Below are 25018 nucleotides of genomic sequence, written 5' to 3'. Positions count from 1 at the left end.
ACGCGACCGTCAGCCCCCCAGCAGCACGTCGAAAAGCGTCGTCCGGCGCGTGCCGGTCTGTCCCTGCTGGCCGACGTCTGCGGGCGGCGTAAGGCCGTCGTCGAGCGGAACGGCGCCCGCCTCGCCGTTCGCCATCGCCTGCCCGTCGCGGGCGGGCTCGTTGCCCAGCGTGCGGGAGATGATGTCGAAGAGCTGATCGCCTTCCGGGGCCGGTTCCGTCCCGTCCACGGCAGGCTCGCCGCCGGCCGTGCCGAAGAGCGGCGAAGGCGCAAGGCCCTCATGGGCGGCGGTCATGAACTGGCTCCAGGCCTTCGCGGGGAGCCCGCCGCCCGTCACCTTCTTCATCGACTTGCCGTCGTCGTTGCCGAACCAGACGCCGGTCGTCAGGTTGCTGGTGTAGCCGACGAAGAGCGCGTCGCGGAAGGACTGCGTCGTGCCCGACTTGCCGGCCGCCGGCCAGCCGGGAATGCGGGCGTTCTTGCCGGTGCCCTCGGTGATGACGCGCATCATCATGCCGTTCATCTGGGAGACGACGCCGGGTTCCAACACGCGCGGCGGATTGTCGTAGGTGTTCTCGTAGAGCACCCGGCCGTCGGCCGTCGAAATGCGGCGGATGATGTGCGGCGTCGCCTTGTAGCCGCCGTTCATGAAGGGCGCGTAGGCGGCGGTCAGCTCGACCAGCGTCACCTCCGACGTGCCGAGCGCGATCGAGGCGTTCGACTGAAGCTCCGATTCGATGCCGAGCCTGCGGGCGAGTTTTATAACGTCGTCCGGGCCGACCTCCATGACGAGCTGCGCGGCAATCGTGTTCAGCGACTGGGCGAGCGCAGAGGAGAGCGTCACCTCGCCGCGATATTTCTGGTCGTAGTTCTCCGGCGTCCACTTGCCGATCCTGACCGGCGCGTCGTTGCGCACGGAAAGCGGCGAGCGGCCGGCTTCCAGCGCCGCCGCATAGACGAAGGGCTTGAAGGCCGAGCCCGGCTGGCGCTTGGCCTTGGAGGCGCGGTCGAACTGGCTTTCCGCATAGTCCCGCCCGCCGACGAGGGCCCGGATGGCGCCGGTGCCGTCGATCGAGACGAGGGCGGCCTGCGAGGCGTTCGACTTTTCGCCCTCCTTGTCGAGGAGCGCGGTGATCGCCTCGTCGGCCTTCTTCTCGAGGTCGAGGTCGATCGTCGTGTCGATGACGAGGTCCTCGGTGATGTCGCCGATCATGCCCGGCAGCTGGGCCATGACCATGTCGGCGGCATAATGCTGGGCGCCGGACCAGTAGCTCTTCGCCCGCGCCGGCGTCTGCGACATGGCGGTCTTGATCTCGGTGTCGGTGACGAAGCCCTCTTCGCGCATCGCGCCGAGCACGATCTGCGCACGCGCTTCCGCCGCCTCCGGATCGCGCGCCGGGGAGAGGCGCGAGGGCGCCTTCAGGAGGCCGGCGAGAAGGGCGGCCTCGCCGAGATTGACGTCCCGCGCCGACTTGTTGAAGTAGCGCCGCGCGGCGGCCTCGACGCCGTAGGAATTCGAGCCGAAGAAGACGCGGTTGAGATACATCGCCAGGATCTGGTCCTTGGAATATTTGTGCTCCAGCCAGAAGGCGAGCAGAACTTCCTGAACCTTGCGCTCCAGCGTGCGCTCCGGCGAGAGGAACATGTTCTTGGCGAGCTGCTGGGTCAGCGTCGAGCCGCCCTGCACCATGCGGCCGGTGGTGATGTTGGTCAGCATCGCGCGGGCGAGGCCGAGCGGATCGATGCCGAAATGCGAATAGAAGCGCCGGTCCTCGATGGCGATGACGGCCTGCGGGATATAGGGCGACATGTTCTCCAGCGACAGCGCCTCGCCGCCGGTCACGCCGCGATTGGCGATGATGTCGCCGCTGACGGCGAGGATCTTCAGGTTCGGCGGCCGGTCGGGGATCGACCAGCTCGTGGCGCTCGGCATGCGCGCGCCGTAGTAGAGGACGAGGCCGCCGACACCGATGGCGCCCCAGATGCCGAGCACGACGCACCAGTAGAAGAGCCGGCGGAAAAGGCCGAAGAAACCGCCGCCGGCCGCCCGCCGGCGCCCGCCGGAGCCGCGCCCCGGCCGCTCGGCCCTCGGTGGCTTGCCGCGCCCCTTGCGGCCGCCGCCTGCCACGCGATCTCCCGCGCCGACATGGAAATCATCCTCGTCGTCGTGCCCACCCGATCCCCGGAAGGACGGTTCGATGCGCTGGGATTTGCGATTGGCTGCCATAAGCGGTCGGATACACCTCGAAAACGTCGCCGTCCGGTGGACCTTAAATGCGGCGATTTAAGGGGTCGTTAAGAAGCGGTGAACGCGCAGGCGACAGTTTGAGGGGGATTTGAGAGAAGATCGGGCGGCCTTGCGGGCCGCCCGGGATATCGCGTTCCGGTCCTGCGTCGTTGCCGGCGCAGACCGTTCAGGCACGTTTACCTTGCTCAATAGTAAGGCGAGAGGCACTCGCGGCGGCCGCCATAGTTGGGCTGGAACGTGTTGTCGTAGGCCCGGTACGAGCGGTAGCGCGCATAGCACCATTCGGTGTGGCGCGGATTGATGCCCTCGTAGCGCGGCCGGGCATAGCCGTCATTGGCGATCGCGCCGCCGATGATCGCACCCGCACCGAAGGCGGCCAGCGGATACCACCAGCCATCCGAATGGCGGCGATAGCCGCGACGTTCGTAGCGATAGCCGCGATGGCCATTGTGCCAGCCGCGGCGCTCGCGCCACTGGACCTGCTGGACATCGCTCGCCTGAGAAGCGCCGACCTTCGGCATCGGCACGGCAAAGGCCGGTGCGGATACGAATGTCGTGGCGAACATGGCGACGGCCATGGCAGCGGCAATGCCGCCCTTGATCGTTGTCTTCATGTCGGTCTCCCTTGGATTGTCACTGTTTCACAGTGATCAAGACGGATGACAGCATGAAACAATTCGACTGAATGCAGGATGAACCGAACTTCTCCATCGCCTCAGTCCTCGCCGTTGCCCAGCCGGCTGAGGAAACGCTGCCGCTCGAAGACGAGGATGACCACCAGCGCCATGATGAAGGGGATGATCAGGTAGAACAGCCGGAAGACGGCGAGCGCGGCCAGCACCGCCGCCGGATCCATGTCCGGCAGGCCGGCGATGAAGACGAGCTCCAGGACGCCGATGCCGCCCGGCGCATGGGACAGCAGCGCCACCGAGAAGGAGGCGAGGAAGATGCCGAGCACGACGAAGAAGCCCGGATTGCCCTCCGCCGGCAGCACGAAATAGATGATCGCCGCCGCGCCGATCAGCTCGATCGGCGCGATGATGAGCTGGCGGAAGACCAACGAGGGCTTGGGATATTCCAGCTTCAGCCAGCGCGTATTGATCGGCCGGAAGCCGACGAGACTGCCCACCACGTAGAGCACGACCAGCGCCAGGATGAAGACACCGGTCGAGAACGCCGCCTCGATCGGCAGGAATTCGGCGAACCGCCCGACGATCTCCGGCTCCAGCACCAGCACCAGGCCGAACAGCATGACCGTGCCGAGCGCGAAGGTGAAGGAGCAGAAGGCGACGAGGACGCCCACCTCCGATCCGGTCAGCCCCTTCGACGTATAGGCGCGGTAGCGCACCAGCGCGCCGGAGAACACCGAGGCGCCGATATTGTGCGACAGCGCATAGGTGGTGAAGGAGGTGATGGTGATGAACCACAGCGAGATGCGATGGCCGAGATGCTCGAGCGCCAGGTGGTCGTAGGCGGCGAGCGCCGCATAGGCGACGAGCGTGGCGCCGCAGGCCAGCAGCCAGCCGGAGACCGGAATGGCATGGAGGCTCGCCATGAACTCGTCGAGCGACAGGCCGCGGAGATCCTTGTAGAGGATATAGACCGACAGGATGATCGCGGCGGTGCTGACGAGCGGCCAGAAGAACTTTTTCAGCCGCTTCATCCCGCCTTCCCCCCTGCTGCCGGCGCCCCACAGCCCGGGCAGCGAGGTGTTCTCGCAATCTTTCCTGACGCCATTCTCACCCTTTCCCCATGTCCGGGCCGTCGTCGCCTGTCCGCGCGCGGTCCTTGTCTTTTGAGGAAACCAGCATTTCCGTTCCGTCCGGTTAATGCTGGCCTCCCATGTCATCACATCTGTGTCAGCGCGCCGCGAGCGCCGAAAGAATGCGCACCCACGAGCGGATGCCCTTTTCGAAGGAGCGCAACTCGTATTTCTCGTTCGGCGAATGGATGCGGTCGTCCGACAGCGCAAAGCCGACAAGCAAGGATTCCATGCCGAGCATCTTCTGGAAATCGCCAACGATCGGGATGGAGCCGCCCATGCCGATGACGACGGCGGGCTTCGGCCATTCGTCCGACAGCGCGCTCTTCGCCTTGCCGAGCAGCGCGGAATCGTAGGGAAGCTGGATGGCCGGCGAGCCGCCATGGGCATGGAACGTCACCGAGCAGTCCGCCGGGACGCGCGCCCGCACATAGGCGCGGAACGCATCGCGGATCTTCGCCGGATCCTGCTTGCCGACGAGGCGGAAGGAGACCTTTGCCGAGGCTTCGGCGGCGATCACCGTCTTGAAGCCCTCGCCCGTATAGCCGCCAGTGATGCCGTTGACCTCGGCGGTCGGGCGCGCCCAGGTGAGCTCCAGCACGGAGCGGCCCTTTTCCCCCGAGGGGATCGACAGGCCGATCTCGCCGAGGAAGCTCTCGGCCGTCTTGCCGAGCGTTTCCCACGCCGCCTTGATCTGGCTCGGCGTTTCCTCGACGCCGTCATAGAAGCCGTCGAGCGTCACGCGGCCGGTCTCGTCGTGCAGGCCGGCGAGGATATTCGACAGGATATGGATCGGGTTTGCCGCAGCCCCGCCGAAATAGCCCGAATGCAGGTCCCGGTCGGCCGCCTTGATGACGATCTCCTCGCCGACGAGGCCGCGCAGGCCCGCGGAGATGGCCGGCGTGTCGGCATCCCACATGCTGGTATCGCAGACGAGGGCGAAATCGGCCGTCAGCTCGGCAGCATTGGCCTCGAGGAACGGCTTGAGCGAGGGCGAGCCGGATTCCTCCTCGCCCTCGAAGAGGATGGTGACGCGGCAGGGCAGGCTGCCCGCCGTTTCCTTGTAGGCGCGGCAGGCTTCCACGAAGGTCAGGAGCTGGCCCTTGTCGTCCGACGTGCCGCGGCCGGTGATGATGCGCCGGCCCTTGCCGGCATCGCGCACCGCTGGCTCGAAGGGATCGTGGTCCCACAGGTTCAGCGGGTCGACCGGCTGGACGTCGTAGTGGCCGTAGAAGAGCACATGCGGCGCATCGGGCTTCGCGCCGTCGTGATGGGCGACCACCATCGGATGGCCGGGCGTGTCGCGCACCGTCGCATCGAAGCCGAGCGAGCGCAGCTCCTTGACCAGCCATTCGGCCGCCCGCCGGCACTCCGCCTTGAAGGCCGGATCGGTGGAGATGGACTTGATGCGCACCAGCTCGAACAGGCGTTCGAGGCTGGCCGGAACGCCGGCGCTGGCGCGATCGAGAACGGGCAGGATGTTGGTCATGGATGAACCCCCAGGACATGGTGCGGGCGCGCTCTTGCGGTGCAACATGCAGCAAATCAAATGAATTTCGGCGCGACATTAGACCGATCGGCTCGGTCAGGGCAAATCGTATGACGATCAGAGGCGCGGATCGCGGCCGAGATTGGCGAGCACCATGCGCATATACTCCAGGAGCAGCTCCCGCTCGAAGCGCCGGAAGCCCCGGAAGAGCGCGTCCTCGGTGGCCAAGGCCGCCGCCATCGCGGTCTCGCGCAGCGCCTTGCCGCGGCTCGTCAGGAAGACGAGCTGGGCCCGCCTGTCCTTCGGGTGGCGCCGGCGGGAGATGAGCCCGTCGCGCTGCATGCGGGCGAGCGTGCTGGCCATGGTCGCCTGTTCGATGTCGAGCCGGTCGAGAAGCTCGCGCTGGGTGAGGCCGTCGCCGCTCCACAGCTCCAGGAGGACCGGGAACTGGCCGGGCGCGAAACCGGCCCCGTCCGCCCGCGCCTGAAGGGCGCGGGACGCCGCCTTCGCCAGGAGATTGGCGAGGTACGCTGCCGACTCCTTCCGGTCAAATTCCATGAAGCGAAAGCTAAGCCGGTTTTGGGCGGAAGACAATGGATCGCAGGCGATGCTTTGGCGAGCGGGAGAGCTCCCAGCCTTTCTCCCTGCACTCGCCCCATTCAGCGACGCGGCCCCAGAAACGAGAAGCCGCCGACGACAGGAGGCTTGTCGCGGCGGCTTCTTCGAATGATGGACAAAGGCCCGGAGAGGGGGATGAGGCCTTTGTCCTTTGTCTGGCGCGGCGGGGGACAGGCCGGGTGCCAGACAACGGCTTTGATCAGGTGCCGATGAACAATATCTGTGGGTTCGAATGTGGCTTTTCAAGGGTTTCAAGCGCCCGGGAAAATTACAAATCGGTAACGTTCGTGTGAGGCTTCCCGGCCCCTGGAAAGGCCTGTTTGCCCGCAATGAAAGATGGACGCGGAAAGCCGCCCGCGCTATCCATTCACCCCATGAAAAAAGGTGATCATCTCTTCCTCGTCGACGGCTCCGGCTTCATCTTCCGCGCCTTCCACGCCATCCCGCCGCTCAACCGCAAATCGGACGGGCTGCCGGTCAATGCCGTCTCGGGTTTCTGCAACATGCTGTGGAAGCTCCTGAAGGATGCGCGCAACACCGATGTGGGCGTGACGCCGACCCATTTCGCGGTCATCTTCGACTATTCCTCGAAGACCTTCCGCAACGACCTCTACGACCTCTACAAGGCGAACCGCACGGCACCGCCCGAGGACCTGATCCCGCAGTTCGGCCTTATCCGCCACGCGACGCGCGCCTTCAACCTGCCCTGCATCGAGAAGGAAGGCTTTGAGGCCGACGACCTGATCGCCACCTATGCCCGCCTTGCGGAGGCGGACGGCGCGGATGTCACCATCGTCTCCTCCGACAAGGACCTCATGCAGCTCGTGACTGAGAACGTCTCAATGTATGACGGCATGAAGGACAAGCAGATCTCCATTCCGGAAGTCGTCGAGAAATGGGGTGTGCCGCCGGCAAAGATGATCGACCTCCAGTCGCTGACCGGCGATTCGACCGACAACATCCCGGGCGTTCCCGGCATCGGCCCGAAGACCGCCGCGCAGCTCCTCGAGGAATATGGCGACCTCGACACGCTGCTTGCCCGCGCCGAGGAGATCAAGCAGGTCAAGCGCCGCGAGAACATCATCGCCAACCGCGAGCTCGTGCTGCTCTCCCGCCAGCTCGTGACACTGAAGACCGATACGCCGCTCGACACGCCGCTCGACGACCTGATCCTGCATCCGCAGGACGGGCCGCGGCTGATCGCCTTCCTGAAGGCGATGGAATTCACCACGCTGACGCGCCGTGTCGCCGAAGCCTGCGATTGCGACGCGGGCGCCATCGCGCCGGCGGACGTGCCGGTCGAATGGGGCGCCGAGGCGCATGGCCCGGACCTCGACAAGGGCGACGTCGCCGGCCCCACCCTCGTGCTCGACGGCAAGGAGACGGCGGCCGAGGCCGCCGCGACGCTGCTGCCCACCGCCGGCGTGGATGGCGACACGCCCTCGGCGCTCGCCAGGGCCCGCGCCGAACGCTTTTCGGCCGCGCCCATCGACCATGCCGGCTACGAGACCGTGCGGGATATCGAGACGCTGGACCGCTGGATCGCCGCCGCGCGCGAGACCGGCCTCGTCGGCTTCGACACCGAGACGACCTCGCTCGACGCCATGCAGGCGGAGCTTTGCGGCTTCTCCCTTGCGATCGCCGACAATGCCAAGGACCCGACGGGCACCGTCATCCGCGCCTGCTACGTGCCGCTCAACCACAAGAACGGCGTCGGCGACCTGCTCGGCGGCGGCCTTGCCGAGGGGCAGATCCCGATCCGGCCGGCGCTGGAACGGCTGAAAAGCCTGCTGGAGGACCCTTCCGTCCTGAAGGTCGCGCAGAACCTCAAATACGATTACCTCGTCATGCGCCGCCACGGCATCACCGTTCAGGGTTTCGACGATACGATGCTGATGTCCTACGCGCTCGACGCGGGTGCCGGCACGCACGGCATGGACACGCTCTCCGAACGCTGGCTCGGCCACAAGCCGATTTCCTACAAGGACGTCGCCGGCTCGGGCAAGGGCGCGCAGACCTTCGACATGGTGGATATTTCCCGCGCCACGGCCTATGCGGCGGAAGACGCCGACGTGACGCTGCGCCTCTGGCACGTCTTGAAGCCGCGGCTCGCCGCCAACCGCATGACCACCGTCTACGAGCGGCTGGAGCGCCCGCTGGTGCCGGTGCTCGCCCGCATGGAGGAGCGCGGCATCACCATCGACCGCCAGGTGCTGTCCCGCCTTTCCGGCGAACTCGCGCAGGGCGCCGCCGGCCTTGAGGAGGAGATCTACGACCTTGCCGGCGAACGCTTCAACATCGGCTCGCCGAAACAGCTCGGCGACATCCTGTTCGGCAAGATGGGCCTGCCCGGCGCCTCCAAGACGAAGACCGGCCAGTGGTCGACCTCCGCACAGGTGCTGGAGGACCTCGCCGCCCAGGGCATTCCGCTGCCGCGCAAGATCGTCGACTGGCGCCAGCTCACCAAGCTGAAATCCACCTACACGGACGCCCTGCCCGGCTTCGTGCATCCCGACACGAAGCGCGTGCACACGTCCTACGCGCTCGCCGCCACGACGACCGGCCGCCTCTCCTCCTCCGATCCGAACCTGCAGAACATCCCGGTGCGCACGGCGGAAGGCCGCAAGATCCGCACGGCCTTCATCTCGACGCCCGGCCACAAGCTGGTCTCGGCCGACTACAGCCAGATCGAACTGCGCGTGCTCGCCCATGTCGCCGACATCCCGCAGCTGAAACAGGCCTTTGCCGACGGCATCGACATCCACGCCATGACGGCGTCCGAAATGTTCGGCGTCCCGGTGGACGGCATGCCCCCGGAGGTCCGCCGCCGCGCCAAGGCGATCAATTTCGGCATCATCTACGGCATCTCGGCCTTCGGCCTTGCCAACCAGCTCTCCATCGAGCGCTCGGAGGCCGGCGACTACATCAAGAAATATTTCGAGCGCTTCCCGGGCATCAAGGACTACATGGACCAGACCAAGGCCTTCGCCCGCGAGAACGGTTATGTCGAAACCATCTTCGGCCGCCGCGCGCATTACCCGGAGATCAAGTCGTCCAATCCCTCGGTGCGCGCCTTCAACGAACGCGCCGCGATCAACGCCCCGATCCAGGGCTCGGCCGCCGACATCATCCGCCGCGCCATGGTCAAGATGGAGCCGGCGCTCACCGCCGCCGGCCTTTCCGCCCGCATGCTGCTGCAGGTGCATGACGAACTGATCTTCGAGGTCGAGGACGGCGAGGTGGAAAAGGCGATCCCCGTCATCATCGGCGTGATGGAAAACGCCTCCCTGCCGGCGCTCGCGATGAAGGTGCCGTTGAAGGTGGATGCACGGGCGGCGCACAATTGGGACGAGGCGCACTGAGGGCAGCGAACGGCCCCTCATCCGCCTGCCGGCACCTTCTCCCCGCAGGCGGGGAGAAGGGATCGAGGAGCAAAGCTTCCTTCCCAAGGGCATTGTTTCGGGAAACCCGTGCGACATACCCCTTCTCCCCGCGGGGAGAAGGGAACACCGGCAACGTCGAATCCTATCTGCGATTGCCCTTCGGACTTCGGAAAGAAAGTCCCAGCAGCGAAATGAGGAACCCCTACGCCTCCGCGATCTCCGCATGTCCCGTCTGGATGTTCCAGAGATTGCGATAAAGCCCCGGCCGCTCCACAAGCGCGCCGTGCGAGCCCGACTGGATCACCCGGCCCGCCTCCATCACATGGATGGCGTCGGCATGCACCACCGTGCTCAGCCGGTGCGCGACGAGGATGACCGTGCGCTTGCCCTTCATCCTGGCGAGCGAGCGCTGGATCGCCGCCTCCGTCTCGTTGTCGACGGCGCTCGTCGCCTCGTCGAGGATGAGGATCGCCGGATCGATCAGCAGCGCGCGGGCGAGCGCGATGCGCTGGCGCTGGCCGCCCGAGAGCTTCTGGCCGTATTCGCCGATCTGGCTTTCGTAGCCGTCCGGAAGGTCGCGAATGAAGCCGTCGGCCTCCGCCATGCGCGCGGCGGCCTCGACCTCCTCGCGGCTCGCGCCGGGCCGGCCATAGGCGATGTTGTCGGCGATCGAGCCGGAAAACAGCGTCACCTCCTGCGGCACCCAGGCCATGCTCTTGCGCAGACATTCGCCGGACCAGTCGGCGAGCGGCACGCCGTCGAGGAGGATGCGGCCCTTCTGCGGGCGGATGAAGAGGCCGAGCAGCTTGATCAGCGTCGACTTGCCGCTGCCCGTGGGCCCGACGAGGGCGACCGTCTCGCCCGCCTTGATGGCGAGGTTGATGTCGGTGACGCCGCCGGGGCTCGTCGCATAGCGGAAGGTGACGCCGTCGACCTCGAAGCGGCCGGAGACCTTTGCCTCGTGCGTGCCGTGCGGTTCGCCGCGCGGCTCGTCGAGCAGGCGCAGGATGCGGCGCGTCGAGGCCATGGCGCGCTCGTAGAGGTCGGCGATCTCGGCAAGGCCGGTCATCGGCCAGAGCAGGCGCTGGGTGAGGAAGACGAGCAGGCCATAGGCGCCGACCTGCATCTCACCGTTCAGCGTCAGCCAGCCGCCGATCAGGAAGGTGGCGAGGAAGCCGGACAGGATCGCCATGCGGATGATCGGGATGAAGGCGGAGGAGACGCGGATCGCCGCCCGGTTCGCCTCGACATAGCCGCGGCTTTCCGCCGTCAGCGCCGCCGTCTCGCGCGCCTCCGCCCCGAAGGCGCGGATGGTCTGGAGGCCCTGCAGGTTGGTGGTGAGCCGCGCGCCGAGCCCGCCGGCCCGCGCCCGCACCGCATCGTAGCGCGCCTGCGCCCGGCGCTGGAACCAGAAGGCGCCGGCGATGATCGCCGGCACCGGCGTGAAGGCGATGACGGCGATCAGCGGGCTGACGATGAAGAACACCGCACCGACGAGGATGACGGCGGAAAAGGTCTGGATCAGCTCGTTCGCACCGCGGTCGAGGAAACGCTCCAGCTGGTTGATGTCGTCGTTCAGCACGGCGACGAGGTCGCCGGAGCGGTTCTCCTCGTAGAAGCTCGTCGGCAGGTGCTGGGCGTGGTCGTAACAGAGGATGCGCAGGCGATGCTGCACGTCCTGCGCCAGGCCCCGCCAGAGGATCTGGTAGAAATATTCAAACAGCGATTCGCCGAACCAGATGAGGAAGGTGGCGATGCCGAGCAGGGTGAGCTGGTGCACGGGATCGGTGATGCCGACCTGCGCCACGAAGGAATCCTTGCCGCGCACCACCACGTCGAGCGCGATGCCGATCAGGATCTCCGGCATGACGTCGAAGATCTTGTTGATGACCGACGAGGCGACCGCCCGCATCACGCGGCCCTTCTCGTCGCTGACGAGCGACAGGAGAACACGCAGCGGATGGCGCTTGCCGGAGGAAAGGGGAGCGGACGTCTCGGGAGCGGGCATGGAAGGAACCTGTTGTCGGGGCCGGCCGATCCATCGGACGGCCCTCCGCCTCTAGAACATTTTGCAGCGGAGTGGAATCGCCCGGGCCGCATGCCTGGGCGGATGCAGGCCGAAACGGCACCGGGACGTCGTATTCTCTCAATTCATTCCACGAAAAGACGGGCCGCCTTAACACCGCCTTAAGATCGTGTGCGTCTTGATCGGCTCCCAAGCACGGGGTGCGATACCCCACGGAACCAACCGGCGCCCGGCCGGAACGGAGGCAGGCGTGCAATCCCTATCCGGCGCGGCGGCGCGCTTTCGACTGGTGGCGGCCATGGCGGCCCTGATTCTTCCCGTTCAGGCGAGCGCGGCATGCCTCAGCGGCGTGAACCTCGCCGGCGCCGAATTCGGCGAGGGGCGCGGCACCTTCGGCAAGGACTATACCTATCCGTCCGCCGAAACGATCGCCTATTTCGCCGGCAAGGGTTTCAATGCCGTGCGCCTCCCCTTCAAATGGGAACGGCTGCAGCCGCGGCTGAACCGCGGCTTCGACAGGGCGGAGCGCAAGCGGCTCACCGACACCGTCAAGGCGCTGCGCGGCGCCGGCATGACCGTCATCCTCGACCCGCACAACTACGCCTATTACGGTGACAAGCAGGTCGGCTCGGCCGAGGTGCCCGACAGCGCCTTCGCCGATTTCTGGCGCCGGCTCGCCGAGGACTACAAGAACGACGGCGGCGTGCAATTCGGCCTGATGAACGAGCCGCACGACGTATCCGCCCCGCAGTGGCTCGCCTCCGCCAATGCGGCGATCGCGGCGATCCGCGATGCGGGCGCGAAGAACCTCGTGCTCGTGCCCGGCACGATCTGGACGGGGGCGCACAGCTGGGAAGAGGAGCGGGAGGGCGGCGCCAACGGCACCGTCATGCTCGGCATCGAGGACCCCGCCGACAACCACGCCTACGAGGTGCACCAGTATCTCGACGCCGATTTTTCCGGCAAGGCGGACACCTGCACGCGGGCGGACGACGCCGTGGCCGCGCTGGAGCGCTTCACCGACTGGCTGAAGCGCAACAACAAGCGCGGCTTCCTCGGCGAGTTCGGCGGCGCGGCGGACAAGGCCTGCCTCGACGGGCTCGCCCGTATGACCGCGCTGGTCGGCAAGGAAAGCGCGGTCTGGACCGGCTGGGCCTATTGGGCGGGCGGCGACTGGTGGCCGGCGACGGAGCCGCTCAACATCCAGCCGACCGCCGACGGCGACCGGCCCCAGCTTGCCGCGCTCATCGCCGGCGGCGGACTGCCGGCCAAGGCCGGCACCTGCGCGGCGCTTCCCTGACCCCCAGCTCCGGCACGATGGCGGAGCGGTCATGTCCCGCTGCCTTTGCCCGACCACAGGAAATCATCGATGATTTCCTGTAGCAGAGACTGTCCTGCCTCAGAAGAAGACGTGCAGCGGCCACTGGACCGGGCGGCGGGAGGAGGAGAGCCGGCTGCCCTCGAGCGGCAGCCTGTCTTCCGTCGCGCGGCCGGCCGTGTCGTCGCTTGCGGATTGCTCGTCCTTCGGCTGGAAGCCGACCGGGTAGAGGTTGAAGTAACCAAGCGTCACGCCGCCGAGATAGATCATGCGGTAGGCTCCCGTTCCGTTTAACGTCCCGGTCAACATCATGGCGGAATCGTGGCACCTGTCAATAGTCTATAGAATTGGTGCTCTATTCCGCCCTTGAAACGCACCGCGCCGAGGGAGTACGAGGCAGCCCGACGCCACCGGGAAGACGCCTTGTACACGCTGGACCAGACAGAGCTGTTCGAAGAGGAAATCCGCAAGAGCCGGTTCCGCGCGATCGCCTGCCCCGTCGAGAGCGAAGCCGAGGCGAAGGCCCGGCTGGCCGAGGTCTCGGACCCCGCGGCCAACCACAATTGCTGGGCCCTGCGCATCGGCCAGACCTACCGCTTCAGCGACGACGGCGAGCCGAGCGGCACGGCCGGAAAGCCGATCCTGCAGGCGATCGACGGCCAGGCGCTCGACCGCACGCTCGTCGTCGTCACCCGCTGGTTCGGCGGCATCCTGCTCGGCAGCGGCGGGCTCATCCGCGCCTATGGCGGGACGGCGGCCGCCTGCCTGCGCGCCGCCGCCAAGACCGAATATGTCGAGCGCGTCGCGCTGTCGGTCTCGCTCGGCTTTTCCGATCTCGCGCTGGTCAAGGCGCGGCTTTCCGCCCTTGCCGGCCTCGTGATGGACGAGGAGACCTTTCACGCGCGGGGCGCGCGCCTTGCCTTCCGCGTGCCGGCGGAAAAGGCGGAGGAGATCGGCCGGATGATCGCGGACCTGACGAGCGGGCGCGCCGGGATCGGCAAGTAGACGGTTCGGGCGCAAACCGCGGCGCTCCCTTGCCGGAATGGCGCCGGGGCCGGAAATTTGCCCTTCCGGTCAAAAGAAATCCCCTTCCATTTCCCGCCGGCTTCGCGGAACGGTTTGGCGCGTCATCCGCAAGCCGCCGAAAGCCTTCATCCCGCCGGCGCAAAGGGCGCAAAGATGCGCTTCCGCGCGGACGGCAGGCGACGGCGGGCCGCTATAGGCAAGGCGTTTTTTTCGTTCTATCTACCGCCTCGGACATATTTTCGCGGGGGCTATCCTGCGATCCCCGCATGAAAGAGAGGACGATCCCATGAGCCTGCGCATCAACGACATCGCTCCGGACTTCACCGCCGAGACCACCATCGGCCCGGTCAGCTTCCACGACTTTATCGGCGACGGCTGGGCGGTGCTCTTCTCGCACCCCAAGAACTTCACCCCGGTCTGCACCACCGAGCTCGGCGCCATGGCCGGCGTCGAGGGCGAGTTCCGCAAGCGCGGCGTGAAGATCATCGGCATCTCGGTCGATCCGGTCGACAGCCACGCCAAGTGGAAGGACGACATCCGCACCGCCACGGGCTTCGACGTCGAGTACCCGCTGATCGGCGACAAGGACCTGAAGGTGGCGAAGCTCTATGACATGCTGCCGGCCGCCGCCGGCGACACGTCGGAAGGCCGCACGCCCGCCGACAATGCCACCGTGCGCTCCGTCTTCGTCATCGGCCCGGACAAGAAGATCAAGCTGATCCTCACCTACCCGATGACGACGGGCCGCAACTTCGCGGAGATCCTGCGCGCGATCGATTCGATCCAGCTCACCAGCAAACACCAGGTGGCGACGCCCGCCAACTGGCAGCAGGGCGAAGACGTGATCATCACCGCCGCCGTCTCCAACGAGGACGCCATCACCCGCTTCGGCGCCTTCGACACCGTCCTGCCCTACCTGCGCAAGACGAAGCAGCCGGCCGCCTGATCCGGCATTGCGCCTCCGCCCTCCAGGCAGCGGAGGCCCGTGTGAAACGAGGCGTTGCCTCTTGCCCCTTCTCCCCGGCGGGGAGAAGGGAAGAGCGGGGCCGCCGCGCCGTTTCCGGGGCTGAGATGGATGCCTCCTGCCTCAGACCGGCTCCCAGCCGTCCTTCTCGCTGGCGCGGTAGATGGCGTCGATGAGCCTCTGGTTGAGGCGCGAGTTTTCCAGCGATACGACCTCCTCGTCCCCTCCGAGCGCCGCCCGGGTGAAGGCTTCGGCCTCGCGCCTGTACTGGCGGGCATCCTGGAAGCGGAAGAGCTGGCTTTCGCTGTGGCTCTGGTTGGTGAGCTCGATCTCCTCCGCCCCGTAGCGATCGGCATTGAAGGGCGACTTCACCTCGATGAAGCCCCTGTCGCCGTGGAAGACCATGACCTGGCGCTGGGCGAGCTGGGTGGAGACGTAGAAGGAGAGCTCGAAGTCGCCGAAATCGGCGCGCACGCTCGAATAGATGTCCGTGCCGAATTCCGGGTCGCGCTCCGTGCTCGCCTGCACGCGGACCGGCTCCTTGCCGGTGGAAAAGCGCGTGGTGATGGTCGGGTAGACGCCGATGTCGGGCAGGCCGCCGCCGCCGAGCGCCGGCACGTTGCGCATGTTGCCGGGGTCGCGGTTGAAATAGGTGAAGGCGCCCTGCACATGGCGCAGCCGGCCGATCGCGCCTTCGGCAAGCAGCGCGCGGACCTTGCGCCAGACGGGGCTGTAGGTGACCATGAAGGCTTCCGAGATCAGCACCCCGTTGCGGTCGCGCGCGGCGATCAGCGCGTCGATCTCCCCGGCCTTGAGCGCGATCGGCTTTTCGCACAGCACATGTTTTCCCGCATCCGCCGCCTTGATCGACCACTCCACATGCTGGGACGTCGGCAGCGGGATATAGACGGCGTCGATCGTGTCCGAGGCCAGCATCTCCTCGTAGGAGCCGAAGGCATGCGGCACCGAGAAGCGGTCGGCCATGGCGCGGGCCTTGGCGAGGTCACGGCTGGCAATGGCGGTGATGACGCAGTTTTCCGCGTCCTGGATGGCCGGCACGACGAGTTCGCGGCCGATCTTGGCCGTCGACAGGATTCCGAAACGCAGCATGGTGATCTCTCCCTGATTGCGACAGGAGACTAAAGCATGTCGCGCAAAAGTGTGCAGCGGTTTTGCGGCAACGACATGCGAAAAATCAACGACCTAAAGCGCGAGGAGCGAAGCTGAAAGATCGCGACGCGCTTTCGTCGCGAGGTACGTTCCTCGCAAGCGCGGCGGCCGGCAAAAAGTCGGATCCACGGCGTGCAAAGGCGCCGGCCGCGCCCTATGTTGCAGGAAGCTTTTTCAGCACGAACCCCTTGGAGGACCCCATGCAGTTTCGCGCCCTCGGCAAGACCGGCCTTTCGATCGCCCCCCTCGTCTTCGGCGGCAATGTCTTCGGCTGGACGGCCGACGAGAAGACCTCCTTCGACCTGCTCGACGCCTTCACCGGCGCCGGCTTCAACGCCATCGACACGGCCGACGTCTATTCGCGCTGGGCGCCGGGCAACCAGGGCGGCGAATCCGAGACGATCATCGGCAAGTGGCTGAAGCGCTCCGGCATCGCCCGCGACAGGGTGGTGGTCATCACCAAGGTCGGCTCCGACATGGGCCAGGGACGCCGGGACCTGCGCAGGCGCTGGATCGTCGAGGCGGTCGAGAACTCGCTGAAGCGACTCCAGACCGATCATATCGACCTCTATCTCTCGCACTGGCCGGATCCGCAGACGCCCTACGAGGAGACGCTGGAGGCCCATGCAGGCCTCGTGAAGGCCGGCAAGGTGCGCGCCTTCGGCGCCTCGAACCTCGATGCCGGCCAGTTGCAGGCCTCCTTCGAGGCCGCCGACAAGGCCGGCCTGCCGCGCTACGGCGCGCTGCAGCCGGAATACAATCTCTATGACCGCGCCGGTTTCGAGGGCGCGCTGGCCGACCTCTGCCGGAAGGAGGACCTCGGCGTCATCACCTATTACAGCCTCGCCTCCGGCTTCCTGACCGGCAAGTACCGCACGAAGGCGGACACCGAGGGCAAGGCCCGCGGCGAGGGCGTCGTGCGCTATCTCGACGACAAGGGCCTGCGCATCCTCGCCGCCCTCGACAAGGTGGCCGCCGAGACCGGCGCGACGCCGGCCGAAATCGCGCTCGCCTGGCTGATGGCCAAGCCTGCGGTCACCGCGCCGATCGCCAGCGCGACCAGCCTCGGCCAGCTCGCAAGCCTGATGAAGGCGGCAGCCCTCACGCTGAGCGCGGAGCAGATGGCCGCGCTCGACACGGCGGGGGCGTGAGCCATGGCCATCACCATCCGCGATGCGCTGGAGGGTGACGAGGCGGCCTGGAGAAAGCTCTGGGCCGGCTACCTCGCCTTCTACGAGACCGACGTGCCGGAGGAGGTGACCGCCTTCACCTGGGCACGCATCCTGGATCCCGGCTCGCGCGTCTCGATGCGGCTTGCCGAGGAGGACGGGACGGTGCTGGGCTTTGCCATCCATCACTACCACGATTCCACCTGGGGCATCGCACCGGAAGGCTATCTCGAGGACATGTTCGTCGACGAGGGCACGCGCGGCAGGGGCATCGGCCGGGCGCTGATCGACGACCTCGTCACCATTTCCAGGCGCAACGGCTGGCGCGGCATCTACTGGCACACCCGCCAGGACAATGCGCGCGCCCGCAAGCTCTACGACAGCTATGTCGAGGCCGACGGGCATATCCGCTACCGGCTGAAAACCTGACACAGTTCCGTTGAGCCCGGGTCAGCCGCGGAACCGGAAGAAATCGACGAAGGCGCGCAGCGCCGGGCGCATCTGCCGGCGCGAGGGATAGTAGATCGAAAAGCCGTCGAAGGCCGGGCACCAGTCTTCCAGCACCGGGACGAGCCGGCCGGCCTCGATATCCTCGTCGACGCGCTGGTCGAAGACATAGGCAAGGCCCGCGCCGTCCATCGCGGCCGCGCGCATCAGCCGCTGGTCGGAGACGATCAGCGGGCCGGCGACGTCGACCGTCACCAGCCGCCCGTCCTTTTCCAGCTCCCAGCGATAGATCCGCCCGCTGGAAAAGCGCCGCCGGATGCAGCGGTGCTGCATGAGGTCGCGCGGCTGGAGGGGTTTCGGATGACTCTCGAAATAGGCCGGCGCGCCGACGATGAGGCCGCGCCAGGGGCCGCTCGCCCGGACCGCGATCATGTCCGCCTCCAGATGTTCGCCAAGCCGCAGCCCGGCATCGAAACCCTTCTCGACGATGTCCTCGAAGCGGTCGTCGGTCCGAAGGTCCAGCTCGATCTCCGGATAGGCGGCGAGGAAGGCGCCGAGCCGCGGCATGACGATGTCCTCGGCGGCGATCAGCGGCATGGTGACGCGCAGCGGACCGGCGGGGCGGCCCTGCCGGTCGGCAAGCGCCTCCATGGCCGAACCGATGTCGGAAAGCGCCGGCGCCAGCGTGTCGAGCAGCAGGCGCCCCTCCTCGGTCGGCGCCACGGAGCGGGTGGTGCGCGCGATGAGGCGTACGCCGAGGCTCGCCTCCAGCGCCGAGACCGCATGGCTGACGGCGGAGGGCGCGATGCCGAGTTCGCCCGCGGCCTTGCGAAAGCTGCGCGTCTCCGCGACGATGGCGAGCACGGCGAGCTGGGAAAGCTGGGTCCGGTTCATTGTTCCAACAGATAGAACAAGCCGTTGGCTTTTGCAGCAATTTTCCGATGAGGCGCCGCGTCCTAGATTGGCCTTGCCCGGATGACGGCGGACCGTTCGCCGCCCGGCCGCGCGGACCTGCCTCCCGGGGTCCACAGAAGAAGGATTTCGCCATGAAACACAGACAGCTCGGTATCCTCGACGTTTCCGCCCTCGGCCTCGGCTGCATGGGCATGAGCCATGCCTACGGCCCCTCCAGCGACGAGACGGCGGCCATCGACACGCTGCACCGCGCCGTCGATCTCGGCATCACCCTGTTCGACACGGCCGAGGTCTACGGCCCCTACAGGAACGAGATCCTCCTCGGCAAGGCGCTGAAGCCGGTGCGCGACAAGGTGGTGATCGCCACCAAGTTCGGCTTCCGCATCGATCCCGCCAAACCCTCGGCCGAGATGATCACGGGCACGGACAGCCGGCCGGAAAACGTCAGGGCCGTTGCCGAGGCCGCGCTGAAGCGGCTCGGCATCGAGGTCATCGACCTCTACTACCAGCACCGCGTCGACCCGGACGTGCCGATCGAGGAGACGGTGGGCGCCATGTCGGAGCTGGTGCGCGCGGGCAAGGTGAAGGCGCTCGGCCTTTCGGAAGCCGGCAGCGAGACGATCCGCAAGGCCCATGCCGTGCACCCGATCGCCGCCGTGCAGAGCGAATATTCGCTGTGGACCCGTGACGTCGAGGAAAACGGCGTGCTGGAGACCTGCCGCACGCTCGGCATCGGCTTCGTGCCCTTCAGCCCGCTCGGCCGCGGCGTGCTCACCGGCGCGCTGAAGAAGCTGGACGGCCTTGCCGACGACGATTTCCGCCGCTCGCTGCCGCGCTTCGCCGCGGAGAATTTCGACGCCAACCTCGCGCTGGTCGCCCTCCTGGAGGAGATGGCGGCGGAAAAGGGCGTCGCCCCGGCGCAGCTCGCGCTTGCCTGGGTGCTGGCGCAGGGCGATTTCATCGTGCCCATCCCCGGCGCCAGCAAGGTGCCGCACCTGGAGCAGAACGCCGCCGCCGCAGCTATCGTCCTGACGCCGGAGGAAGCCGCCCGCCTCGGCGACCTCCTGTCGCCGGCCAAGGTGGCCGGCGGACGCTACCCGCAGCGCATGGCCTCGATGGCCAACCGCTAGCGTGTTCACAGCCGCCCCTCATCCCGCTGCCGCGACCTTCTCCCCGCAAGCGGGGAGAAGGAGCAGGAGGCAAAGCTTTCCTTGATTTCTGAAGAACATCGCCTGCGGGAAACCGGCCCGACATCCCCTTCTCCCCGCTTGCGGGGAGAAGGTGGCGGCAGCCGGATGAGGGGCTTTCCCGATGGCAAAGGGTAGCGGATCACTCCCGGCCATGTATTTAGCCGGATTCTCCCAACCCTACTGGATGAGAATGGCCCGGAAATCGTTGACATTGGTACCGGTCGGGCCGGGCACGAAGAGGTCGCCGAGCGCGTCGAAGGCGGTCCAGCTGTCGTTGCGGCCGAGGAATTCGGCGGCATCCTTGCCCTGGTCGGCGAGGCGCGCGACGGTGGTCCCGTCGGCGAAGGCGCCGGCATTGTCCTCCGAACCGTCGATCCCGTCCGTGTCGGCGGCAAGCGCAAAGAGACCCGGCAGGCCATCGATGCCGCAGGCGAGGGACAGGAGGAACTCGCCGTTGCGCCCGCCCTTGCCCTTGCCCCTGATCGTCACGGTCGTCTCGCCGCCCGACAGCACGACGACGGGCTTGCGGAAAGGCCGGTCGCGACGCACCACCTCGGCGGCGATCGCCGCATGCACGCGGCCGACCTCGGCCGCCTCGCCCTCGATGGCGTCGGAAAGGATGACGGCCTCGACGCCCGCCGCGCGCGCCGCTTCGGCGGCGGCCTCCAGCGAGACGGCGGCGGAGGCAACGAGCTTGACCGCATTGCGGGCGAAGGCGGCATCGGACGGCAGCGGCGGCTCGTCCTTGCCGTCGCGGATGTGGCGCATCACGGCTTCGGGCAGGTCGAGGCGGTAGCGCTCGATGAGGCGCAGGGCATCCGCGCGGGTGGTCTCGTCCGCGATGGTCGGGCCGGAGGCGACGAGGGCGGGATTGTCGCCGGGAATGTCGGAGACGACGAGCGAGACGACGCGGGCCGGATGAGCAAGCGCGGCAAGCCGGCCGCCCTTGATGCGCGAGACCTGCTTGCGCACGGCGTTCATGGCGCTGATCGGCGCGCCGGAGGCGAGCAGCGCCTTGTTGACGGCGATCTCGTCGGCAAGCGTCAGGTCGCCGGCCGGCGCCGGCAGCAGGGCCGAACCGCCACCACAGACGAGGGCGACGACGAGGTCGTCCTCCGTGAGGCCCCGCACGGCGGCCATCAGCCGGCCGGAGGCGAGGAGCCCGCTGTCATCCGGCACCGGATGGGCGGCCTCCAGGATCTCGATGCGCTCGCAGGCGACGGCATAGCCGTAGCGCGTGACGACGACGCCGGTGAGCGGGCCGTCCCAGAGGCGCTCGAAGGCGCGCGCCATCTGCGCCGCGCCCTTGCCGGCGCCGATCACCACCGTGCGGCCCTTCGGCTTTTCCGGCAGGTTGGCGGCCAGCACCTTGTCCGGATCGGCGGCGGAGACCGCGACGGAAAAGAGATGTTCGAGAAAGGCGCGCGGATCGGCGATGGGCGGCATGGGTTCCTCCGGGTCACGCTGCGCCGGGCCTCGAAACGAGGGATTCCGGCAGCAGATTCAAAATTCTACAGTGGCCGTCGCCGTTCGCGGGACGCGCGGCGCTTCGGGCCCGGCAATTAAGCACAGCCCCTCACCCGCCCGCCAGCACCTCCCGATGAAAAAGAGCCGCGGCGGGGGATGAGGGGCCGCGCCGCCGCCTCCGGAAGGGGTAGCCGGGCGGGGCTCCCCTCCCCGCCCGGCCAGGCCGTCATGCGACGGCGTGGTTCGCCATGCGCTCCAGCGCCTTGACGAGACCTGAGTGATCGAGGCCGGCCTCGCCATGGGCGGCGCACTGGTTGAAGAGTTCCTGCGTGGACGCGGTGTTGGGCAGGGCGACGCCGAGCGCCTTGGCGCCCTGCAGCGCGAGGTTCAGGTCCTTCTGGTGCAGCGAGATGCGGAAGCCCGGATCGAAGGTGCGCTTGACCATGCGCTCGCCGTGCACTTCGAGAATGCGCGAGGAGGCAAAGCCGCCCATCAGCGCGGCGCGCACGCGCGCCGGATCGGCGCCGGCCTTCGAGGCGAAGACGAGGGCTTCGGACACCGCCTCGATGGTCAGCGCGACGATGATCTGGTTGGCGACCTTCGTCACCTGGCCGTCGCCGCAATCGCCGACGAGGGTGATGTTCTTGCCCATCAGCTGGAAGAGCGGCAGCGCCCGGTCGAAGCTTTCCTGCGAGCCGCCGGCCATGATGGAGAGCGAGGCGTTCCTGGCGCCGACCTCGCCGCCCGAGACCGGGCCATCGACATATTCGGCACCTGTCGCACGGATCTTCCTGGCAAATTCCTTGGTGGCGATCGGCGAGATCGAGCTCATGTCGATGACGAGCTTGCCGGCCGCAAGACCGTAGGAGACGCCGTTCTCGCCGAAGAGCACGTCTTCGACCTCGGGCGTATCGGGCAGCATGAGGATGATCGTGTCGACGGTCTCGGCCAGCACCTTCGGGCTATCGACGATCTTCAGGCCGTTGTCGATGAGTTCCTGACGCGGCGGGATTGCGAATTTTGAGGTGATCACCGTGTGGCCGGCGTCCTGAAGGTGACGCGCCATGGGGGTGCCCATGATGCCGAGGCCGATGAAACCGATATTTGCCATGATCTGAACTCCCAGACTTTCAGCTTTGAATGTGTTGTGTCTTCAGCGGCCGACTTCGGCCAGCCAGCCGAGGCCTTCCTGCGTCGTGGTGCGCGGCTTGTATTCGCAGCCGATCCAGCCGTCGTAGCCGAGCGCGTCGAGCGTCTTGAATACGAAGGGCCAGGCGATCTCGCCGGTGCCCGGTTCGCCCCGGCCCGGATTGTCGGCAAGCTGCACATGGGCGATCTGCGCCTGGTGCTTCCTGAACGTGCCGATCAGCTCGCCCTCGGTGCGCTGCTGGTGGTAGAGGTCGTACTGGATGAACAGGTTGTCGCTGCCCACCTCGGCGATGATGGAGGCCGCCTGGTCCGGGGTGTTGAGGTAGAAGCCCGGAATGTCGAAGCGGTTGATCGGCTCGATCAGAAGCCGGATTCCATGCTTGCCGAGCTCGCCAGCCGCCAGCTTCAGGTTGGCGACGAAGGTGGTGCGCAGCACCTCGTCCGGAACGCCGACCGGGGCGATGCCCGACAGGCAGTTGACCTGCCTGCAGCCGAGCGCCGTCGCATAGTCGATCGCCGAGGCCACGCCGCGGCGGAACTCGTCGACCCGGTCCGGCAGGACCGCGATGCCGCGCTCGCCGCCGGCCCAGTTGCCGGCCGGCAGGTTGTGCAGCACCTGCGTCAGGCCATTGAGATCGAGCGCGGCACGCAGCGCCTCCTTGTCGAAATCGTAGGGGAAGAGATATTCCACCCCTTCGAAGCCGGCCTTGGCGGCCAGCGCGAAGCGCTCGAGGAACGGCGCCTCGTTGAAGAGCATGGTCAGGTTGGCCGCGAATTTCGGCATGGTGTTTTCCTCTCTTCGTCTCAGTCCAGGAGGGCCAGCGTCGCCGTCGGGGCGTCTTCGCCGCGTTCGGCCAGGTCCTCGAATTCGACGACGGCATTGATGTCGGCGCCCATGGCGATGTTGGTGACGCGCTCGAGGATGAACTCGATGACGACGGGGACCTGGTGCTCCTTCATCAGCGCCTGCGCGGTGTTGAAGGCTTCCTGGAACTCGTTCGGGCTGCGCACGCGGATCGCCTTGCAGCCGAGGCCTTCGGCGACGGCGACGTGGTCGACACCATAGCCGGCTTCCGAATCGCCCGATGCATTGATGTTGTCGAAGGCGAGCGAGACCTCGAAGTCCATGTTGAAGCCGCGCTGGGCCTGGCGGATGAGGCCGAGATAGGAATTGTTCACGACCACATGCAGATAGGGCAGCTTGTGCTGGGCGCCGACCGCCAGCTCCTCGATGAGGAACTGGAAGTCATAGTCGCCGGACAGGGCGACGATCGGGCGATCGGGATCGGCGGCGCGCACGCCGAGCGCGGCGGGCAGCGTCCAGCCGAGCGGGCCGGCCTGGCCGCAGTTGATCCAGTTGCGCGGCTTGTAGACATGCAGGAACTGCGCGCCGGCGATCTGGGAAAGACCGATGGTCGAGACGTAGCAGGTGTCGCGGGCAAAGGCCTTGTTCATCTCCTCGTAGACGCGCTGCGGCTTCAGCGGCGTGTGGTCGAAATGGGTCTTGCGCAGCATGGTGCGCTTGCGCTCCTGGCACTCCTCGGCCCAGGCCGACCAGTCGCGCAGCTTGCCGGCGACCTTCCATTCGGTCGCGACGTCGAGGAACATCTTCAGCGCGGCGCCGGCATCCGAGACGATGCCGAAATCCGGCGTGAAGACGCGGCCGATCTGGGTCGGTTCGATATCGACATGGACGAAGGTGCGGCCTTCCGTATAGGTCGGGATATTGCCGGTGTGGCGGTTGGCCCAGCGGTTGCCGACGCCGAGGACGAAGTCGGAGGCGAGCAGCGTCGCGTTGCCGTAGCGGTGCGAGGTCTGCAGGCCGCACATGCCGGCCATCAGCCGGTGGTCGTCCGGGATCGTGCCCCAGCCCATCAGCGTCGGGATGACGGGAACGCCGGTGATCTCGGCGAACTCGACCAGGAGGTCCGAGGCATCCGCGTTGATGATGCCGCCGCCGGCGACGATCAGCGGACGCTCGGCTGCGTTCAGCATGGCGAGGGCCTTTTCGGCCTGGGCCCGGGTGGCGGCCGGCTTGTAGGGTTCGAGCGAGGCATAGGCGTCGATGTCGAACTCGATCTCGGCGAGCTGGACGTCGATCGGCAGGTCGATCAGCACCGGGCCGGGACGGCCGGAGCGCATCGTGTGGAACGCCTTCTGGAAGACATAGGGGACGAGGCCCGGCTCCATGACGGTGACGGCCCATTTTGTGACGGGCGCGGCGATCTTGGCGATATCGACCGCCTGGAAGTCCTCCTTGTCGAGGCGGGCGCGCGGCGCCTGGCCGGTGATGCACAGGATCGGGATCGAATCGGCGGAGGCCGAATAGAGGCCGGTGATCATGTCGGTGCCGGCCGGGCCCGACGTGCCGATGCACAGGCCGATATTGCCGGCGCGGGCCCTTGTATAACCCTCGGCCATGTGGCTTGCGCCCTCGACGTGGCGGGCGAGCACGTGGCGGACCGTGCCGCGCGCCTTCAGCGCCGAATAGAAGGGATTGATCGCAGCGCCCGGAACGCCGAAGGCACAATCGATGCCTTCCTTCTCCAGAACCAGGACCGCTGCATCGACAGCACGCATTTTAGCCATGGGATTTCCTCCGTCTCTTGAGAATGAAGGTAGCGCATCTGTTCCTGCGCGCAATCATAAAATGGAAATCAATCCCATCAGATGGAAAT

Annotated in this window: 20 protein-coding genes; 7 read left to right on the top strand and 13 right to left on the bottom strand. The window is 67.0% G+C overall.

Annotated elements, in window-relative coordinates; translation table 11 throughout:
- Nucleotides 1–9 precede the first annotated feature (9 nt).
- The 5 genes from AABF56_RS19475 to AABF56_RS19455 form a co-directional block, all read right to left on the bottom strand.
- Nucleotides 10–2226, bottom strand: a complete 2217-nt coding sequence (locus tag AABF56_RS19475; RefSeq protein ID WP_272807208.1) for a transglycosylase domain-containing protein — start codon at nucleotides 2224–2226, stop codon at nucleotides 10–12.
- A gap of 206 nt (nucleotides 2227–2432) precedes the next feature.
- The gene (locus AABF56_RS19470) at nucleotides 2433–2861 is read right to left on the bottom strand and encodes a BA14K family protein (protein ID WP_398432458.1); all 429 of its coding nucleotides are present in this window, start codon (nucleotides 2859–2861) and stop codon (nucleotides 2433–2435) included.
- 101 nt (nucleotides 2862–2962) lie between these two features.
- Nucleotides 2963–3910 carry a lysylphosphatidylglycerol synthase domain-containing protein gene (locus tag AABF56_RS19465; RefSeq protein WP_244770417.1) on the bottom strand — a complete coding sequence of 316 codons (948 nt, stop codon included), beginning with the start codon at nucleotides 3908–3910 and terminating at the stop codon, nucleotides 2963–2965.
- A 196-nt stretch (nucleotides 3911–4106) separates the two neighbouring features.
- A complete protein-coding gene (locus AABF56_RS19460) occupies nucleotides 4107–5498 on the bottom strand; it encodes a dipeptidase (protein ID WP_244770418.1) in 1392 nt (463 codons plus the stop codon).
- A gap of 117 nt (nucleotides 5499–5615) precedes the next feature.
- Nucleotides 5616–6056, bottom strand: coding sequence for a MarR family winged helix-turn-helix transcriptional regulator (locus tag AABF56_RS19455; RefSeq protein ID WP_244770419.1), 441 nt, complete (start codon nucleotides 6054–6056; stop codon nucleotides 5616–5618).
- A 434-nt stretch (nucleotides 6057–6490) separates the two neighbouring features.
- On the opposite strand from AABF56_RS19455, the gene polA reads away from it, so the two are divergent.
- Nucleotides 6491–9478 (top strand): DNA polymerase I, encoded by a 2988-nt coding sequence (polA, locus tag AABF56_RS19450; protein WP_272807207.1) that lies wholly within the window; start codon nucleotides 6491–6493, stop codon nucleotides 9476–9478.
- Nucleotides 9479–9701: 223 nt separating this feature from the next.
- Here the strand turns inward: polA and AABF56_RS19445 are convergent, their stop codons facing one another.
- Complete coding sequence (locus AABF56_RS19445; RefSeq protein WP_272807206.1) at nucleotides 9702–11507, bottom strand: ABC transporter ATP-binding protein; 1806 nt, start codon at nucleotides 11505–11507, stop codon at nucleotides 9702–9704.
- A 316-nt stretch (nucleotides 11508–11823) separates the two neighbouring features.
- Here AABF56_RS19445 and AABF56_RS19440 point away from each other — a divergent pair, with 316 nt between their 5' ends.
- On the top strand, nucleotides 11824–12825 hold the full coding sequence (locus tag AABF56_RS19440) for a glycoside hydrolase family 5 protein (RefSeq protein WP_443021165.1): 1002 nt from the start codon (nucleotides 11824–11826) through the stop codon (nucleotides 12823–12825).
- Between the two features lie 99 nt (nucleotides 12826–12924).
- Here AABF56_RS19440 and AABF56_RS19435 read toward each other — a convergent pair whose 3' ends face one another.
- Nucleotides 12925–13113 carry a hypothetical protein gene (locus AABF56_RS19435; RefSeq protein WP_244770423.1) on the bottom strand — a complete coding sequence of 63 codons (189 nt, stop codon included), beginning with the start codon at nucleotides 13111–13113 and terminating at the stop codon, nucleotides 12925–12927.
- Nucleotides 13114–13266: 153 nt separating this feature from the next.
- On the opposite strand from AABF56_RS19435, the gene AABF56_RS19430 reads away from it, so the two are divergent.
- Together AABF56_RS19430 and AABF56_RS19425 are read left to right on the top strand one after the other, a co-directional pair.
- A complete protein-coding gene (locus AABF56_RS19430; protein WP_244770424.1) occupies nucleotides 13267–13848 on the top strand; it encodes an IMPACT family protein in 582 nt (193 codons plus the stop codon).
- A gap of 307 nt (nucleotides 13849–14155) precedes the next feature.
- A complete protein-coding gene (locus tag AABF56_RS19425; protein ID WP_272807204.1) occupies nucleotides 14156–14815 on the top strand; it encodes a peroxiredoxin in 660 nt (219 codons plus the stop codon).
- Between the two features lie 141 nt (nucleotides 14816–14956).
- Here the strand turns inward: AABF56_RS19425 and AABF56_RS19420 are convergent, their stop codons facing one another.
- Nucleotides 14957–15943 carry a Gfo/Idh/MocA family protein gene (locus AABF56_RS19420; protein ID WP_272807203.1) on the bottom strand — a complete coding sequence of 329 codons (987 nt, stop codon included), beginning with the start codon at nucleotides 15941–15943 and terminating at the stop codon, nucleotides 14957–14959.
- 260 nt (nucleotides 15944–16203) lie between these two features.
- Here AABF56_RS19420 and AABF56_RS19415 point away from each other — a divergent pair, with 260 nt between their 5' ends.
- Nucleotides 16204–17154 carry an aldo/keto reductase gene (locus AABF56_RS19415; RefSeq protein WP_272807202.1) on the top strand — a complete coding sequence of 317 codons (951 nt, stop codon included), beginning with the start codon at nucleotides 16204–16206 and terminating at the stop codon, nucleotides 17152–17154.
- 3 nt (nucleotides 17155–17157) lie between these two features.
- On the top strand, nucleotides 17158–17601 hold the full coding sequence (locus AABF56_RS19410; RefSeq protein WP_133035507.1) for a GNAT family N-acetyltransferase: 444 nt from the start codon (nucleotides 17158–17160) through the stop codon (nucleotides 17599–17601).
- 21 nt (nucleotides 17602–17622) lie between these two features.
- On the opposite strand, the gene AABF56_RS19405 is transcribed toward AABF56_RS19410, so the two are convergent.
- Nucleotides 17623–18513, bottom strand: a complete 891-nt coding sequence (locus AABF56_RS19405) for a LysR family transcriptional regulator (protein WP_272807201.1) — start codon at nucleotides 18511–18513, stop codon at nucleotides 17623–17625.
- Between the two features lie 152 nt (nucleotides 18514–18665).
- Here AABF56_RS19405 and AABF56_RS19400 point away from each other — a divergent pair, with 152 nt between their 5' ends.
- Nucleotides 18666–19664, top strand: a complete 999-nt coding sequence (locus tag AABF56_RS19400) for an aldo/keto reductase (protein WP_272807200.1) — start codon at nucleotides 18666–18668, stop codon at nucleotides 19662–19664.
- A 237-nt stretch (nucleotides 19665–19901) separates the two neighbouring features.
- On the opposite strand, the gene AABF56_RS19395 is transcribed toward AABF56_RS19400, so the two are convergent.
- The 4 genes from AABF56_RS19395 to gcl form a co-directional block, all read right to left on the bottom strand.
- Nucleotides 19902–21170, bottom strand: coding sequence for a glycerate kinase type-2 family protein (locus AABF56_RS19395; RefSeq protein WP_272807199.1), 1269 nt, complete (start codon nucleotides 21168–21170; stop codon nucleotides 19902–19904).
- Between the two features lie 247 nt (nucleotides 21171–21417).
- Complete coding sequence (locus tag AABF56_RS19390; protein ID WP_272807198.1) at nucleotides 21418–22302, bottom strand: 2-hydroxy-3-oxopropionate reductase; 885 nt, start codon at nucleotides 22300–22302, stop codon at nucleotides 21418–21420.
- 42 nt (nucleotides 22303–22344) lie between these two features.
- Complete coding sequence (gene hyi / locus AABF56_RS19385) at nucleotides 22345–23124, bottom strand: hydroxypyruvate isomerase (protein WP_272807197.1); 780 nt, start codon at nucleotides 23122–23124, stop codon at nucleotides 22345–22347.
- Nucleotides 23125–23144: 20 nt separating this feature from the next.
- Nucleotides 23145–24929 (bottom strand): glyoxylate carboligase, encoded by a 1785-nt coding sequence (gene gcl, locus AABF56_RS19380; protein ID WP_244770433.1) that lies wholly within the window; start codon nucleotides 24927–24929, stop codon nucleotides 23145–23147.
- Between the last annotated feature and the right edge of the window lie 89 nt (nucleotides 24930–25018).

The sequence above is a fragment of the Shinella sp. WSC3-e genome, assembly GCF_945994535.1.
In the GTDB taxonomy this organism is placed as follows: domain Bacteria; phylum Pseudomonadota; class Alphaproteobacteria; order Rhizobiales; family Rhizobiaceae; genus Shinella; species Shinella yambaruensis.
This window is presented reverse-complemented; position numbering and strand designations above follow the sequence as displayed.